The sequence below is a fragment of the Paracoccus beibuensis genome (assembly GCF_026162625.1).
GTDB classification, from domain to species: domain Bacteria; phylum Pseudomonadota; class Alphaproteobacteria; order Rhodobacterales; family Rhodobacteraceae; genus Paracoccus; species Paracoccus beibuensis.
Genome location: NZ_JAOTBD010000006.1, coordinates 16,346 through 30,773, shown reverse-complemented (window position 1 = coordinate 30,773; position 14,428 = coordinate 16,346). Strand labels below are relative to the sequence as shown.

General features: G+C 67.6%; 12 protein-coding genes and 1 pseudogene. 9 read left to right on the top strand and 4 right to left on the bottom strand.

Annotation, left to right across the window (positions count from 1 at the left end):
- Window positions 1–233: 233 nt before the first annotated feature.
- Together aroB and OC159_RS06015 are read right to left on the bottom strand one after the other, a co-directional pair.
- Entirely contained in the window at window positions 234–1,340 is a 1,107-nt protein-coding gene (aroB, locus tag OC159_RS06020) for a 3-dehydroquinate synthase (protein ID WP_265500253.1), read from the bottom strand.
- Window positions 1,337–1,909, bottom strand: coding sequence for a shikimate kinase (locus tag OC159_RS06015; protein ID WP_265500252.1), 573 nt, complete (start codon window positions 1,907–1,909; stop codon window positions 1,337–1,339). Before OC159_RS06015 ends, aroB begins: the two co-directional genes overlap by 4 nt.
- 104 nt (window positions 1,910–2,013) lie before the next feature.
- On the opposite strand from OC159_RS06015, the gene OC159_RS06010 reads away from it, so the two are divergent.
- From OC159_RS06010 to OC159_RS05980, 7 genes and pseudogenes are all read left to right on the top strand, one after another.
- Window positions 2,014–2,166, top strand: coding sequence for a hypothetical protein (locus tag OC159_RS06010; RefSeq protein ID WP_265500251.1), 153 nt, complete (start codon window positions 2,014–2,016; stop codon window positions 2,164–2,166).
- Entirely contained in the window at window positions 2,159–3,622 is a 1,464-nt protein-coding gene (locus OC159_RS06005; RefSeq protein WP_265500250.1) for a hypothetical protein, read from the top strand. Before OC159_RS06010 ends, OC159_RS06005 begins: the two co-directional genes overlap by 8 nt.
- Entirely contained in the window at window positions 3,619–4,587 is a 969-nt protein-coding gene (locus OC159_RS06000) for a site-specific tyrosine recombinase XerD (RefSeq protein ID WP_265500249.1), read from the top strand. The genes OC159_RS06005 and OC159_RS06000 overlap by 4 nt, the downstream gene beginning before the upstream one ends.
- 10 nt (window positions 4,588–4,597) lie before the next feature.
- Entirely contained in the window at window positions 4,598–5,920 is a 1,323-nt protein-coding gene (locus OC159_RS05995) for an HlyC/CorC family transporter (protein WP_265500248.1), read from the top strand.
- Between the two features lie 77 nt (window positions 5,921–5,997).
- Window positions 5,998–7,698, top strand: a pseudogene (locus tag OC159_RS05990) (transketolase family protein).
- Between the two features lie 82 nt (window positions 7,699–7,780).
- Window positions 7,781–8,725 carry a DMT family transporter gene (locus OC159_RS05985; RefSeq protein ID WP_265500247.1) on the top strand — a complete coding sequence of 315 codons (945 nt, stop codon included), beginning with the start codon at window positions 7,781–7,783 and terminating at the stop codon, window positions 8,723–8,725.
- Entirely contained in the window at window positions 8,701–9,570 is an 870-nt protein-coding gene (locus OC159_RS05980) for a lysophospholipid acyltransferase family protein (RefSeq protein ID WP_265500246.1), read from the top strand. The genes OC159_RS05985 and OC159_RS05980 overlap by 25 nt, the downstream gene beginning before the upstream one ends.
- A 34-nt stretch (window positions 9,571–9,604) precedes the next feature.
- Here the strand turns inward: OC159_RS05980 and OC159_RS05975 are convergent, their stop codons facing one another.
- Window positions 9,605–11,014: a class II 3-deoxy-7-phosphoheptulonate synthase gene (locus tag OC159_RS05975; RefSeq protein WP_265500245.1), complete on the bottom strand. Its 1,410-nt coding sequence runs from the start codon at window positions 11,012–11,014 to the stop codon at window positions 9,605–9,607.
- Between the two features lie 150 nt (window positions 11,015–11,164).
- On the opposite strand from OC159_RS05975, the gene OC159_RS05970 reads away from it, so the two are divergent.
- Window positions 11,165–12,142 carry a GlxA family transcriptional regulator gene (locus OC159_RS05970; RefSeq protein WP_265500244.1) on the top strand — a complete coding sequence of 326 codons (978 nt, stop codon included), beginning with the start codon at window positions 11,165–11,167 and terminating at the stop codon, window positions 12,140–12,142.
- Between the two features lie 80 nt (window positions 12,143–12,222).
- A complete protein-coding gene (locus OC159_RS05965; RefSeq protein ID WP_265500243.1) occupies window positions 12,223–13,389 on the top strand; it encodes a Hint domain-containing protein in 1,167 nt (388 codons plus the stop codon).
- Here OC159_RS05965 and ftsY read toward each other — a convergent pair.
- Window positions 13,386–14,426 carry a signal recognition particle-docking protein FtsY gene (gene ftsY, locus OC159_RS05960; protein ID WP_265500242.1) on the bottom strand — a complete coding sequence of 347 codons (1,041 nt, stop codon included), beginning with the start codon at window positions 14,424–14,426 and terminating at the stop codon, window positions 13,386–13,388. The genes OC159_RS05965 and ftsY overlap by 4 nt on opposite strands.
- Window positions 14,427–14,428: the final 2 nt, after the last annotated feature.

The window sequence follows — 14,428 nt, the reverse complement described above, 5'->3', positions numbered from 1 at the left end:
TGATCGTCGGCAAAAGTCGTCTCCTCGCGCTCAACGACGCGCATCAACTGGCATGCAGACACATTCCACGGTCAATTTTTGCAAGGCCGCCACAGGAACAGCAACCGTGGTCCGGAGCGCCTCCTTCGAGAGGGGACCCTCCGAACGGAACATGCCGCCGCGAAGGCTCCGGCGACAGCCAGCGCCGCTCGGCCCCTCGATGGGGCCGAGCGGCGCTTCCTTCCCCTGCCCGCTCAGCGTGCGTCGCGCAGGACCTCGGCCAGCAGCGCGATGTCGACCGCATCGCTGACGAACGCGTCGCCGATGTCGCGCGCCAGTACGAAGCGCAGGCGGCCGTCCACGACCTTCTTGTCCTGCCCCATCAGCCGGATCAGCGCCTGGTCGTCCGGCAGATCGCCCGGGATCTCGGACAGCCGAGCCGGCATCCCCATCTGGCGCAAATGCGCCAGGACGCGGCTCGGCGTCTCTTGCGGGCACAACCCCATCCGCGCCGACAGATCGAACGCCAGGGCACAGCCGACAGCGACACCCTCTCCGTGCAGCAGCCGGTCCGAATAACCCGTCGCAGCTTCCAGGGCATGGCCGAACGTATGTCCCAGGTTCAGCAAGGCACGCTCTCCCTGCTCGGTCTCGTCGCGTGTCACGATGCCGGCCTTCATCGCGACGGAATGCGCGACCGCACGCTGCCGCAGCCCCGCGTCGCCGCGCAGAGACGGCGCGTTATCTTCCAGCCACGCGAAGAAGTCCGCGTCGCCCAGAAGGCCGTACTTCGCAACCTCGCCATATCCGACCAGGAAGTCGCGCTCGCTCAGCGTGTCGAGGACGTCGATATCAGCCAGGACCAGCGACGGCTGGTGAAACGCGCCGATCAGGTTCTTGCCCTTGACGCTGTTGATACCCGTCTTGCCGCCGACGCTGCTGTCGACCTGCGCCAGAAGCGTCGTCGGCACCTGCACGAAACGCACTCCCCGGCGCAGGATCGCCGCGGCAAAGCCCACAAGATCGCCGATGACGCCGCCGCCAAGCGCCACGACCACGTCCCGCCGCTCGACCTGCCGCTCCAGCAGCCATTCCACGCATGCCGACAGATTGTCCCAGTTCTTCGTCGCCTCGCCCGCCGGCAGGACCAGCGCCTCGCTGCCGATCCCCTCGGTCGCCAAGGCATCCTGCAGGCGCCGAAGATGCAGCCGCGCGACAGACGCATCGGTGACGATGGCCACGCGCGGCCGGGCCAGCAGGGACGCGATCTCAACCCCCGCGCGGGCCAGCAGACCTGCGCCGATGCGGACGTCATAGGCGCGATTGCCCAGGGGAACGTGGACGGTGACGGGTTCGGTCATGATGTCTCCTTGAACAGGCCGGGGTCGGCTGCGCGCAGCTGGGCGATCAACCGCGCCGCCGAACGCTCGATGCTGTCGCCCTCGTGCGAGACGAACTCCAGTTCAGCCTCGGCATAGACGGGGCTGCGCTCGGCCAACAGTCGCAGCAGCGTGCCCTTGGGATCTGCCGTCTGCAGCAGGGGCCGCGTCGTGCGCTGCCGCACGCGGTTCCACAAAAGCTCGGGGTCGCAGTTCAGCCAGACGGACATCCCGTTGGCGGCGATCAGCGTGCGGTTGCCCGCTTGCATCCAAGCGCCGCCGCCGGTCGATATGACGCCGGGCGTCCCGGTCAGCAGCCGGGCCAGAACCTGCGCCTCGCGGGCGCGAAAGAACGTCTCGCCATCGCGCGCGAAGATCTCGGTGATCGTCATCGCGGCGGCGGCCTCGATCTCGGCGTCCGAATCGGTGAAAGGGACCTGCAGGCGGCGCGCGATGTCGGTTCCGATGGCCGTCTTGCCGGCGCCCATCATCCCGATCAGCACGATATGGCGCATCAGCCGCTTGGTCATCCTGCCCCCTGTCAATCGCATGACTGAATGACGTGATCTTTCGGAAAATGCCATATATATTCGCCACGAGCCGGCATAAGACCGGTCGGAAGACAACGAAGAACGGTCGAGCAAGGGCAAAAGCGATGCGGATGTTGAAACTGCTGGTGATCCTGATTCTGGCGGGGCTGATCGGCCTGGTGGGCTATGCCTACCTTGGCGACATGACACCCAACCGGACCGAGGTTCGGACGCCGCTGGACATGGCAGACCAGGCAGACGGCACTGCTGGTGAATAGACACACCCTCATGGCGCTGGCCTTCGGCCTGACGCTGCCGCTGGATGCTGCGGCGCAGCAGCCCCTGTCGGCCAGCGACTGGCTGTCGGGCAGCGTCCGCGGTCCAGAACGGGAAGCCTCGGCCTGGCGGCCGGGCGACCTGCCGCCTGACGCGCTGAACCGCCACGGCCCGCAGCCCGTGGCGCAAAGCGGCGCCGTGGGTCCGGTGCAGGTCACGCGACTGGATGTCGGCGACCCTGACCGGACCGGGACGACCAGCCCGAACCGCGCCGGCCTTCCGCCCGACCTCTGGGTCGGCAGCGACGCGGCGACGCTGTCGCAGATGGTTCTGGCAACGCCGGCACGGCTGGACGCGATGCAGGACCTGCTGAAGCGCGTCCTGACAGCACAGCTGGCGCCGCCGACCGATGCCGAGACACCCGGCCAGCGCGGCCAGCTGTTCCTGGCCCGCGCCGACAGGCTGCTGGACATGGGCGCGCTGGACCAGGCGCAGGCCCTTCTGGCTGCCGCCGGTCCCGGCGAGCCCGAGATCTTTCGCCGCCTGTTCGACGTCGCGTTGCTGGAGGGTGACGAAGGCCGCGCCTGCGCGATCATGAATGGCACGCCCGGCATCGCCCCCAGCTTTGCCGCCCGCATCTTCTGTCTTGCGCAGTCGGGCGATTGGGCGGCCGCCGCGATCAGCCTGCACGGCGCCGAGGCGCTTGGTCTTGTCGACGAACGCCGCGCGATCCTTCTGACGCATTTCCTCGACGACGGCCTGGTCGACGGCGGCCAGGTCATCGAACCTGCCGACCGGATGACCCCGCTGGAGTTCCGCATCCACGAGGCCGTGGGCCAGCCCCTGCCGACCACGCCCCTGCCGGTCGCCTTCGCGCAATCCGATCTTCGGCTGAACGGCGGCTTCAAGGCCCGGCTGGAGGCTGCCGAGCGTCTGGCGGAGTCGGGCGCCCTGCCCGCCGCCGAGTTGCGCCGGATCTATGCAGAACAGCGCCCCGCGGCATCGGGTGGCGTCTGGGAACGGGCAAGCGTCATGCAGACGCTGGAGGCGGCGCTGGCCAACGGCGACCTGCAGCAGGCCCTGCCCCGCGCCTTTGAAGAGTTCCGCAAGGCCGGCATGGCCGACCTGCTGGCCGCCATGGTCGCCGCCGACCTGCCGGAAGGCGGCGTCCCCCAGGTGGCCGAGATCGCGTCCCTGATGCGCGCCTGGGTCGGACTGCCGGGCGCGACCCGTCCCGAACCCGCCGCCGACCTTGCGGCGCCGCCCGTCGAGGCGCCAGACACCCGGCACGGAGAGGCGCTGCTGACCGCGATGGCGGACATCGACGCCGCGCTGGAGGGCGATCTTGCACGCGCCGGACGCGGAATCGCCATGCTGCGGGCGCTTGGCCTTGACGCCGATGCCGACCGGGCCGAGACGCAGATCACGCTTTTGCCGCGGATGACGGCCGATCCATGAACGATCATCACGCCATCTCGGCCTTTCTGGATGCGCAGGCGGCCGAGGCGGGGGCCGCACGCAACACGCTTCTCGCCTATGGCCGCGACCTGCGGGACCTGTCCGACTGGCTGTCGGGGCGCGGTTTGGCGCTGGCGGGCCTGACGCGCGAACAGGTCGAGGATTACCTGTCCTTCTGCGACGCGCAGGGTCTGTCGCGCGCCACCCGCGCCCGTCGCCTGTCGGCCGTGCGCCAGTTCACCCGCTTCGCGCTGGAGGAAGGCTGGCGGGACGACGATCCCGCGATCCGCATTTCCGGCCCGGGGCGGGCCCACCGCCTGCCGAAGACCCTGACACGGCCCGAAGTCGATGCGCTTCTGGCCGCCGCACCCGCAATCGGCCGGACCGCGCTGGACCGCACGCGCAACACCTGCCTCATCGAGATGCTCTATGCCACGGGCATGCGCGTCAGTGAGCTTGTGACCCTGCCGGTCGCGGGTTGCCGTGGCGATCCCACGGTTCTTGTCGTGCGCGGCAAGGGCGACAAGGACCGCCTGGTGCCCCTAGGCGAGCCTGCGCGCGCGGCGCTGCGCGCCTGGCTGGAACAGCGCGACGCCGCGCCCCAGGGCAGCCCGCTCTATCGCCTGCTGGCCGGGCGTGGCGGGCGCTGGCTGTTCCCCGCGCCCGGCGCCACCGGACACCTGCCACGGCAGAGCTTTTCGCGCCTGCTGCACCAGATGGCGGTCGCAGCGGGGCTGGACCCGTCCTGCGTCACGCCGCACGTGATCCGCCACGCCTTTGCGACCCACCTGCTGGAGGGCGGCGCCGACCTGCGCAGCATCCAGATGCTGCTGGGCCATGCGGACCTGGGCACGACTGAAATTTATACGCATGTCCTTGACCAGCGCATGCGCGATCTTGTCCTGAACCACCACCCGTTGGCGAGCGTTTCATCGGCGACGCCGCCCTCCGAACCCTCGAACTGAACAAGGACCCATGGACGATCCCTCGAATACCTTCGATGCCGCGCTGTGGCTGACCGCTGCGGCGATCCTCGTGCTGCTGATGATGTCGGCCTTCTTTTCGGGGTCGGAAACGGCGCTGACGGCGGCCAGCAAGGCCAAGCTGCGGTCCCGCGCCGATCGTGGCGACGCCGGGGCCAAGGCCGCGTTGCACATCACGGGCGACAGCGAACGGCTGATCGGTGCGATCCTTCTTGGCAACAACGTCGTCAACATCCTGTCAGCCAGCCTCGCGACGGCGATCTTCACGCGCCTGATCGGCGGAAGCGGCGTAGCCATCGCAACGCTGGTCATGACCGTGCTAGTGCTGATCTTTTCCGAGGTGATGCCCAAGACCTACGCCATCTCCTCTCCCGAAAGCGTCGCCAGCCGCGTCGCGCGGCCGATCCGGTTCCTGACCATCGTTCTGTCGCCCATCGTCAGCATCGTGCGCCTGATCGTTCGCGCCATCCTGTCCATCTTCGGCCTGAAGACCGATCCGGGCAGCCACATGTTCTCGATCGAGGAAGAGATCGAAGGCGCGCTGTCGATCGGTCATGCCGCCGGCGCCGTCAACAAGGAAGACCGGGACCGCCTTCTGGGCGCGCTGGACCTGGGCAACCGCACCGTCGAGGAGATCATGCGTCACCGCAGCGAGATCCAGATGATCGACGCCGAACTGCCGCCGGAAAAGATCCTCGAGACGGTGCTGGCCAGCCCGCACACCCGCCTGCCGGTCTATCGCGCGGAACGAGAGAACATCGTCGGCGTGATCCATGCCAAGGACCTGCTGCGCGCTGTGAACCGCGCCGTGCGGGACGCCGGCGATCCCGCTGCCGCCCGTCGCTTCGACGTGTTGGCCGTGGTGATGCCGCCCTATTTCGTGCCCGAAACCAGCGCACTGGACGAACAGATGCGCGAGTTCCTGAAACGGCGGACCCACTTTGCGCTGGTCGTCGACGAATACGGCAGCCTGCGCGGCCTGATCACGCTGGAAGACATCATCGAGGAAATCGTCGGCGAGATCGCCGATGAGCATGACACCGAGGCCGACCAGACACTGAAACCCAATGCCCAGGGCGACTACCTGGTGGAAGGCGGCATGACCATCCGCGACCTGAACCGCCAGCTGGACTGGAACCTGCCCGATGACGAGGCGAACACGGTGGCCGGGCTTGTGATCCACATGGCGCAGTCGATCCCCGAACAAGGGCAGGTCTTCAGCTTTCACGGCTATCGCTTCGAGGTCGTGACGCGGCGCGAGAACCGCATCACCCGCCTGCGCATCCGGCCGCTGGCGCGCGTGGCGCAGACGTGACGGGGGCCCCGCGGCTTGCAACGCCGTGCGGCTGGACCTAACACGGCAGAAGATATCTCTCCCGCAAGGTTCCTTTCATGGACATCGCCGCCCGCCGCCTGGCCGACCCTGACCACTGGAACCTGGCCAGCGCGATCCGCGCTCTGGCCATGGACGCGGTCGAGGCCGCGAACTCTGGCCACCCGGGCATGCCGATGGGCATGGCCGATGTCGCCACCGATCACCGCACCTGGGTCATCGCCGGCGACGGCTGCCTGATGGAAGGCATCAGCCACGAAGCCATCGCATTGGCGGGCCACCAGAAGCTGGGGTGCCTGATCGTCCTGCGGGACAACAACGACATCACCATCGACGGGCGGGTCAGCCTATCCCACCGCACCGACCAGCGCGCCCGCTTCGCCGCAGCCGGCTGGCGCGTCCTGTCCTGCGACGGCCATGACGCCGCAGATAGCAACCGCGCCCTGACCGAAACCAAGCAGGACGACCGTCGCTCCGTGCTGGTCGACTGCAAGACCATCATCGGCTTTGGCGCGCCCAACAAGGCCGACAGCAGCAAGGCCCATGGCTCGCCTCTTGGCGCCGACGAGATCGCGGCAGCCCGCTTGGCCTATGGCTGGAGCGCGGCGCCCTTCGAGATCTTGGACGAGACCCAGACAGAATGGCGCGCGATCGGCCAGCGTGGCGCACAGGCCCGGGCGGGCTGGAACGAGCGCGTGGACGCGCTGTCGTCGGACCACCGCGACGACTTCGCCAGCCGCATCGGCAACGACCCAAACCCAAGGCTTCAGGCCGTCGTCGCCGCGTTCAGGGCACAGACGCTGGAAACCCAGCCCAAGCTCGCCGCGCGCAAGGCAAGCGAGAACGTGCTGGAGGTGCTTAATGCCGAGATGCCCGAGACCTTCGGCGGCTCGGCCGACCTGACGGGGTCGAACAACACCAGGACCGGCGGCCAGGGCGTCTTCAGTCCCGACAATCGCAAGGGCCGCTATTTGCACTATGGCATCCGCGAACACGGCATGGCGGCGGCGATGAACGGCATCCGGCTGCATGGCGGCTTCCGTCCCTATGGCGGCACGTTCCTGACCTTCACCGATTATGCCGGCGGTGCGATGCGGCTGTCGGCCCTGATGGGCCTGCCGGTCGTCTATGTCATGACCCATGACAGCATCGGCCTGGGCAAGGACGGCCCGACGCATCAACCGGTCGAGCATCTGGCCAACTGTCGCGCGACACCGAACACGCTGATGCTGCGCCCCTGTGACCAGATCGAAACCGCCGAGGCCTGGCAGATCGCGTTGTCGCAGGACAGCACGCCCACGGTGATGACCCTGTCGCGCCAGAACCTTCCGACCTTGCGTCGCGAGACCGCGGATAACCTGACCGCCAAGGGCGCCTACATCCTGCGTGAGGCGGTCGGCGAACGCCCCCGGGTCATCCCGGTGGCGACCGGGTCGGAAATCGAGATCACCATCGCCGCCCGTGAGACGCTCGAGGCCGAAGGTATCGCCACGCGCGTCGTGTCCGTCCCCTCGATGGTGCTTTTCCGCGAGCAGGACCGCGATTGCCGGGCCGAGGTCCTTCCCGCTGGAACCGTCCGCATCGCCATCGATGCCGCCATTGCCAGCCTTGGGATTGGCTGCTTCTGGGCGAAGGCGGGTCGGAGGCGGCATCGGCCCTCATCGGCATGGACGGCTTTGGCGCCTCGGGCCGCAGAACCCTACGAAAGTTTCGGCGTCACGAGCGAGACTGTCGTCGCACGCGCCAAGGTCTTTCTGTGACGCGCAATATCACCATCGACGGCATTCGGGTGACGAAGAACTCGGTTTTTCCTGTCGCGAACAGCCGCCGGGTCACAACCTGATGCGCGCCCTCGCGCGCGGATTTGCGCTGATGCGCCATGACCGGAACGGGCTGCGGCGGCCGGGTTCGGAACAGGCGCTTGGCATCGCGCTGCTACTGGCGGCGATCCTGGGCTTCACGCTCATGGATGCGACGGCGAAGCATCTGACGCAGATCTATCATCCGGCGCAGGTGATCTGGGCACGCTTCATCGGGAACCTTCTGATCTTCGTCCTGATCTTCCGCGGGGCCATGTTCCCGCTTCTGCGGACGCGGCACCCGGTGGCACAGCTGGGCCGTGCGGCGATGCAGCTTGGGTCGGTGGGGCTGTTCTTCACGTCCCTGCAGTATATCGGGCTGGCCGAGGCGACCGCGATCATGGACCTGAACCCGGTATTGATCACCCTGGGGGCGGCCGTCTTCCTTCACGAGAACATCGGCCCGCGACGCATTGCCGGCATCGCGGCGGCGCTTCTGGGGGCGCTGTTGATCATCCGGCCCGGCTTCGGGGTCTTCCAGCCGGCGGCGCTGCTGCCCCTGGCGGGGGCCTTCACCTTCGCTGCGGGGGCTCTGCTGACGCGCATCGTGCGCAGCGATGCGGCCTCGACCTCGGTCCTCTGGTCGGCCGTGGTCGGCAGCATCGTCTCGACCCTGGTGGTGCCCTTCGTCTGGCAGCCCATCGCACCGGGCGATCTTTGGATCTTCGCGCTGCTGGCGGCGTTCGGCACGACCAGCCAGTACCTGCTGGTCCGCGCCTTCAGCGTGGCCGAGGCAGGGGCGCTGGCGCCCTTCGGTTATACCGGCCTGGTCTGGGCCGGACTCTGGGGCTGGTTGTTCTTTGGACAGCTGCCCGACCTGTGGACCATCGCCGGTGCGACAGTTATCGTCGCTGCGGGCCTTTACGTCTGGTCGCGCGAGGCCCGCGCGGCACAAGAGGATGCATGCGCGACGACCGACCCACGCTGACCGACCGACTTGCCAACGGCGTCTTTCTGGGCGTGATGAGCGTTGCACGGCTTCTGCCCTACCACCGCCGGGTTCCGGCGATGGGATGGGTGTTCGCGCATGTGGTCGCGCCGCTGGCCGGATGGCGGCGGAGGATCCGCGACAACCTTCAGCTTGCGCGACCCGACCTGTCGCCGGCCGAGACCGAGGCGCTGGTCCGCGCCGTGCCCGCGAATGCGGGGCGCAGCCTGGCCGAGATTTATTCCGGCGACGCCTTCACGTCCCGTATCCGTGCCGCCGACCCTATGGAGGGGCCGGGGCTGGCCGCACTGGAGGAGGCGCTTCACAGCGGCCGTCCGGTGATCCTCGCCTGCGCGCATTTCGGCAACTACGACGCGATGCGCGCCGCGCTGTCGGGGCGCGGCTGGCCGGTCGGCGCGCTTTATCGTCCGATGAACAACGAGGCGTTCAACCGCCACTACGTCCCCGCCATTACCGCCATCGCAGAGCCGCTGTTTCCGCGCGGCCGCTCAGGACTTGCATCGATGCTGCGCTTTCTGCGGGGCGGAGGCTGGCTGGCGCTGGGGTTCGATCAATACGATCATGACGGCGCCGAGTTGCGGTTCTTCGACCTGCCGACCAAGACCGTGCTGACGCCTGCGGAACTGGCGCGCCGATACGATGCGTTGCTGCTGCCGATCGCGGGCATCCGTCAGCCGGACGGGCTGAGCTTTCGCGTCCACGTCGGCTCACCGGTCGCCCCGGACGAGCCGCGGGCGATGATGCAGGCACTGAACGACGACCTGGAGATGCTGGTCAGGCGCCACATGGACCAGTGGTTCTGGATCCACCGCCGCTGGAAGTGAAACGGCCCAGGCGCTGTCCCGGACCGTGACGGGTTCAGATCGCTGCCCCCGCCCGCTGGGGCGCGGCACTTTCACGCCGGTCGCGAAGCTCCTCGGCCACCAGGAAGGCCAGTTCCAGCGATTGGCTGGCGTTCAGGCGGGGATCGCAGGCGGTGTGGTAACGGTCCGACAGATCTTCGTCGGTGACCGCGCGCACGCCGCCGGTGCATTCGGTCACGTCCTGGCCGGTCATTTCGAAATGCACGCCGCCGGGGATCGTGCCTTCGGCCTTGTGGACGCCAAAGAACTCCCGCACCTCGCGCAGGATCGAGTCGAAGGCCCGCGTCTTGTAGCCGGTCGAGGACTTGATGACGTTGCCGTGCATCGGGTCGCAAGACCAGAGGACATTGGCGCCTTCCTCCTGCACCGCCTTGACCAGACGCGGCAGGTGGTCGCCGACCTTGCCCGCACCGAAGCGCGCGATCAGGGTCAGGCGACCGGGTTCGTTCTCCGGGTTCAGCCTGGACATCAGCACCTTGAGATCGTCGGCCGTCGTGGTCGGGCCGCATTTCAACCCGATCGGGTTCTGAACGCCGCGGCAGAATTCCACATGCGCGCCGTCCGGCTGTCGGGTGCGGTCGCCGATCCAGATCATGTGGCCGGACCCCGCGATTGGCATACCCGTCGTCGAATCCGTCCGCGCCAGCGCCTCTTCGTATTCCAGAAGCAGCGCCTCGTGGCTGGTATAGAAATCGACCTTGGACAGCTGGTGCGCCGTGTCCGAAGTCACGCCAGCCGCCTGCATGAAGGCCATCGCGTCGCTGATGCGGCCGGCGATGTCGCGATACTTCGCCGCCTCGGGACCGCCCACGAAATCGGCGATCCAGCTCTGGACACGGTGCATGTCGGCAAACCCGCCGGTCGAAAAGGCGCGGAGCAGATTCAGCGACGCGGCCGCCTGGGTATAGGCCGCCAGCATCCGCTGCGGGTCGGGGATGCGCGACTCTGCGGTGAAGTCGAAGCCGTTGACGATGTCGCCGCGATAGCTGGGCAGTTCCACGCCGCCGATGACTTCGGTGGGGGCACTGCGCGGCTTGGCAAACTGGCCCGCCATGCGACCGACCTTGACGACGGGCATCTGCGCGCCCCAGGTCAGAACGACCGCCATCTGCAGCAGCACCTTGAACGTGTCACGCAGGTTGTCGGCGCTGAATTCGCTGAAGCTCTCGGCGCAGTCGCCACCCTGCAGCAGGAAGCCTCGGCCCGCCGCGACATCGGCCAGCTGTGCCTTCAGACGGCGCGCCTCTCCGGCGAAGACCAGCGGGGGATAGCGGCGCAGTTGCGATTCAACCGCCGACAAGGCCGCGGGATCAGTATATTCGGGCATCTGGACGCGCGGATAGGCGCGCCAGCCGGCCTTGTCCCAGGTCTGGGTGGCGACGGTCTTGCGGTTCTCCTGCGTCATATCCTGCGCTCCTTGGAAATGGTCGCGCACATATAGTCGTGAACGACCAGCAGGGAAAGGCCTAGCCGCAACCGGCCATGCAACCTGTGCTTGCCGGGGACGCCAAAGCCTGTTTGGGTGCCGGACGCAACCGCACAGCCAGATAGCCAGATGCCATCCGAGAAACCGCGCCGCTTTACCTTCCTGCTGCTAGACCGCTTCACGATGCTGCCGTTCACGGCGGCGATAGAACCCCTGCGGCTGGCGAACCGCGCATCTGGGCAGACGCTGTTCGACTGGCGCCTTGTCGGGCCTCATGGCGATCTCGCGGTCTGTTCGAACGGCACGCGGGTGCTGGTCGACGCGGGGCTGGATACCGACGCGCCCCCGCCCGGCCGCGACGAGGTCGTGATCGTCTGCGGCGGCACCGAGATCGCCCGCGAGGCGACGCGCCCGGTTCTGGCCTGGCTGCGTCGCCAGGCGCGCGGAGGTGCGGCAATGGGCGCCGTCTGCACGGGGTCGTGGGTTCTGGCCGAGGCCGGACTCCTGGACCAGCGCAAGGCGACGATCCACTGGGAAAACCACGATGGTTTTGCCGAAGCCTTCCCCCAGGTCGACCTTTTCCGGTCGGTCTTCGTGCATGACGGAAACCGGCTGACAGCCGCCGGCGGCACGTCGAGCATCGACCTGATGCTGCACCTGATCGCCGAGGCGCAAGGCGACGCACTGGCCGCCGACGTGGCCGACCAGATGCTTCACACCGCGATCCGCACCAACCAGGACCGCCAGCGCCTGTCGATTCCCACCCGGATCGGCGTGCGCCACCCACGGCTTGCCGCCGTCATTTCGCGGATCGAGGCGAACCTCGAGGAGCCGATCAGCCCGGCGCAACTGGCCACCGATGCGGGGATGTCGACCCGCCAGCTGGAGCGGCTGTTCCGCCGCTATCTGAACCGCAGCCCCAAGCGGTACTACATGGAGACGCGCCTGGCCCGAGCCCGCAATCTGCTGATGCAGACCGAGCTGTCGATCATCGAGATCGCGCTGGCGTCGGGCTTTTCCAGCCCATCGCATTTCTCCAAATGCTACCGTGCCCAATACGGCAGCACGCCCTATCGCGAAAGGGGAACCTCGGCGGACTCGCGTTAACCTTTGGTTAACCCGTGTGACCTAAGTGTTTGAACCAGCTTCAGACAAGGTCACCGGACGATCGTCCGCAAGGGTTCCGAATGCTGTTCAAGATTACCGTACTGACGTTCAGCAATGTAATCCCGGTGGGATCCTCGTCGCCTTCCAACTACGCACCGTGGGCGAACAGCACGGCCCCCGTGAACATGTCGCAGGCCACGCGGTCCGAGATCACGCTCAGCGACGAAGACAGCTTCTTTGAAAGCGGCAGGTACTCGCCCGAGGAAACGGATCAGCGGCTGGCCGCGCCCGCCACCTTCGGCTACGGGCTGTCCGAAACGACCCTTCTTCCTGGCACACAGCTGTCGAACTTCATTGGTTCCGTGATGTCCGGCCCGACCAGGCTCGACGCGGCCGGAACACCGGTCGTCGACCAGTTCGTCATGGTCTTTCCGCGCACTTTCGTCTCCGGTGGGTTGGGGGCGGAACTGGGTGACCGCCATTCCGTCCTGGTGCTGCCCGTGCCGCGCCTGGTGGACGGGGTTCAGGTCTATCCGAAGTTCGACCAGAACCTGTCCTACAGTTTCAGCAAGGTCCGCTCGATGAGCAGCACGGACGACAACGTAGCCTATGCCGCCGCCTGTTTCGGACACGGGACCCGGATCAGAACGGCGACAGATTTCCGGCCCGTGGAAAGTTTGCAGGTTGGCGACCTTGTCGCGACCCTGGATCACGGGTTGCGGCCCATCCTCTGGATCGGCAGCCGGCTTGCGGACCCCCTGCATCTGGACCTGAGACCTCAGGATCGGCCTGTGCTGATCGCCGCGGGGGCGCTAGGCGATGGGCAGCCGCGGCGCGACATGATGGTGTCGCCCCAGCACCGGGTGCTGATCCGGTCGCCCATCGTAGCGCGGATGTTCGGAAACCCCGAGGCGCTGGTCGCTGCCCGTCACCTGGTCGGGCAACCAGGGATCTTGGTCCGGCGCGACGTCACCGCTATCCGCTATTGGCACATCCTCGTTGACGGTCACGATATCATCGACGCCGAGGGCGCATGGACCGAAAGCCTGTATCCGGGCCCCGTCGCCCTTCTGGCCTATTCGGACATCCAGAGGCGGCAGATCCGGGCCGCGCTGCCCCGGCTGGCCGACGGTCCCCTGCCGTTCGCGCGCCCCGTACCCGGCGGGCGCCAGGTGCGGCAGATGCTCGCCCGGCACCAACGCAACGGCAAGCCGCTGATCACAGCAACCGAGCCCGTGGCAAGCTAGAGGCCGACCAGCGCGCGCGCGAACTCGTCAGGTTCGAAGGCGTCCAGGTCGTCGATCTGCTCACCCACGCCGATCGCGTGGATCGGCAGGCCGAAGCGATCGGCCAGCGCCACCAGGACGCCGCCGCGCGCGGTCCCGTCCAGCTTGGTCATGACCAGCCCCGACACGTCCGCCAGCTTGCGGAAAGTTTCGACCTGGTTCAGCGCGTTCTGGCCCGTCGTGGCATCCAGGACCAGCAGGGTGTTGTGCGGCGCGTCCGGGTCCTTCTTGCGGATCACCCTGACGATCTTCGCCAGTTCCTCCATGAGGTCCTGCCGGTTCTGCAGCCGGCCGGCGGTGTCGATCATCAAAAGATCGGCCCCCTCGGCCTCGGCCCGGACCATCGCGTCATAGGCGAGGCTGGCCGGGTCGCTGCCCTGCGGCGCGACCATCACCGGCACACCTGCCCGCTGGCCCCACACCTGCAACTGCTCGACCGCTGCGGCCCGGAACGTGTCACCCGCCGCGATGACCACCGACTTGCCCGCCGCGCGGAACTGGCTGGCCAGCTTGCCGATGGTGGTCGTCTTGCCGGCGCCGTTGACGCCGACCACCAGCACCACCTGCGGCTTCTTGGGATAGATCGGCAGGGGCCGCGCGACCGGCGCCATGATGCGGGCAATCTCGGTGGCCAGAAGCTCTTTCAGTTCAGTCGAGGACACGCGCCGCCCCATGCGGCCTTCCGCGATGTTGGCCGTGACGCGCAGGGCCGTGTCAACGCCGAGATCCGCCTGGACAAGCATGTCTTCCAGCTCTTCCAGCATCTCGTCGTCCAGGGCCCGGCGCGGTTCTTCGGCCTTTGCCTCGCCGCGTCCGAACAGCCGCCCGACGATGCCCGGCTGGACCGGCTGCGGATGCGGTGTCGCGACGGGTGCCGGCAGTTCGCCCGCTGGCGCGGGCGGTGCTTCGGGGGCGTCCCCGACGATGTCGTCCAGCCCGGCCCCGATTTTCGTCGATGACCTTGTCAGCCGCTCGCGCAGTTTCGAGAAGAACGCCATGA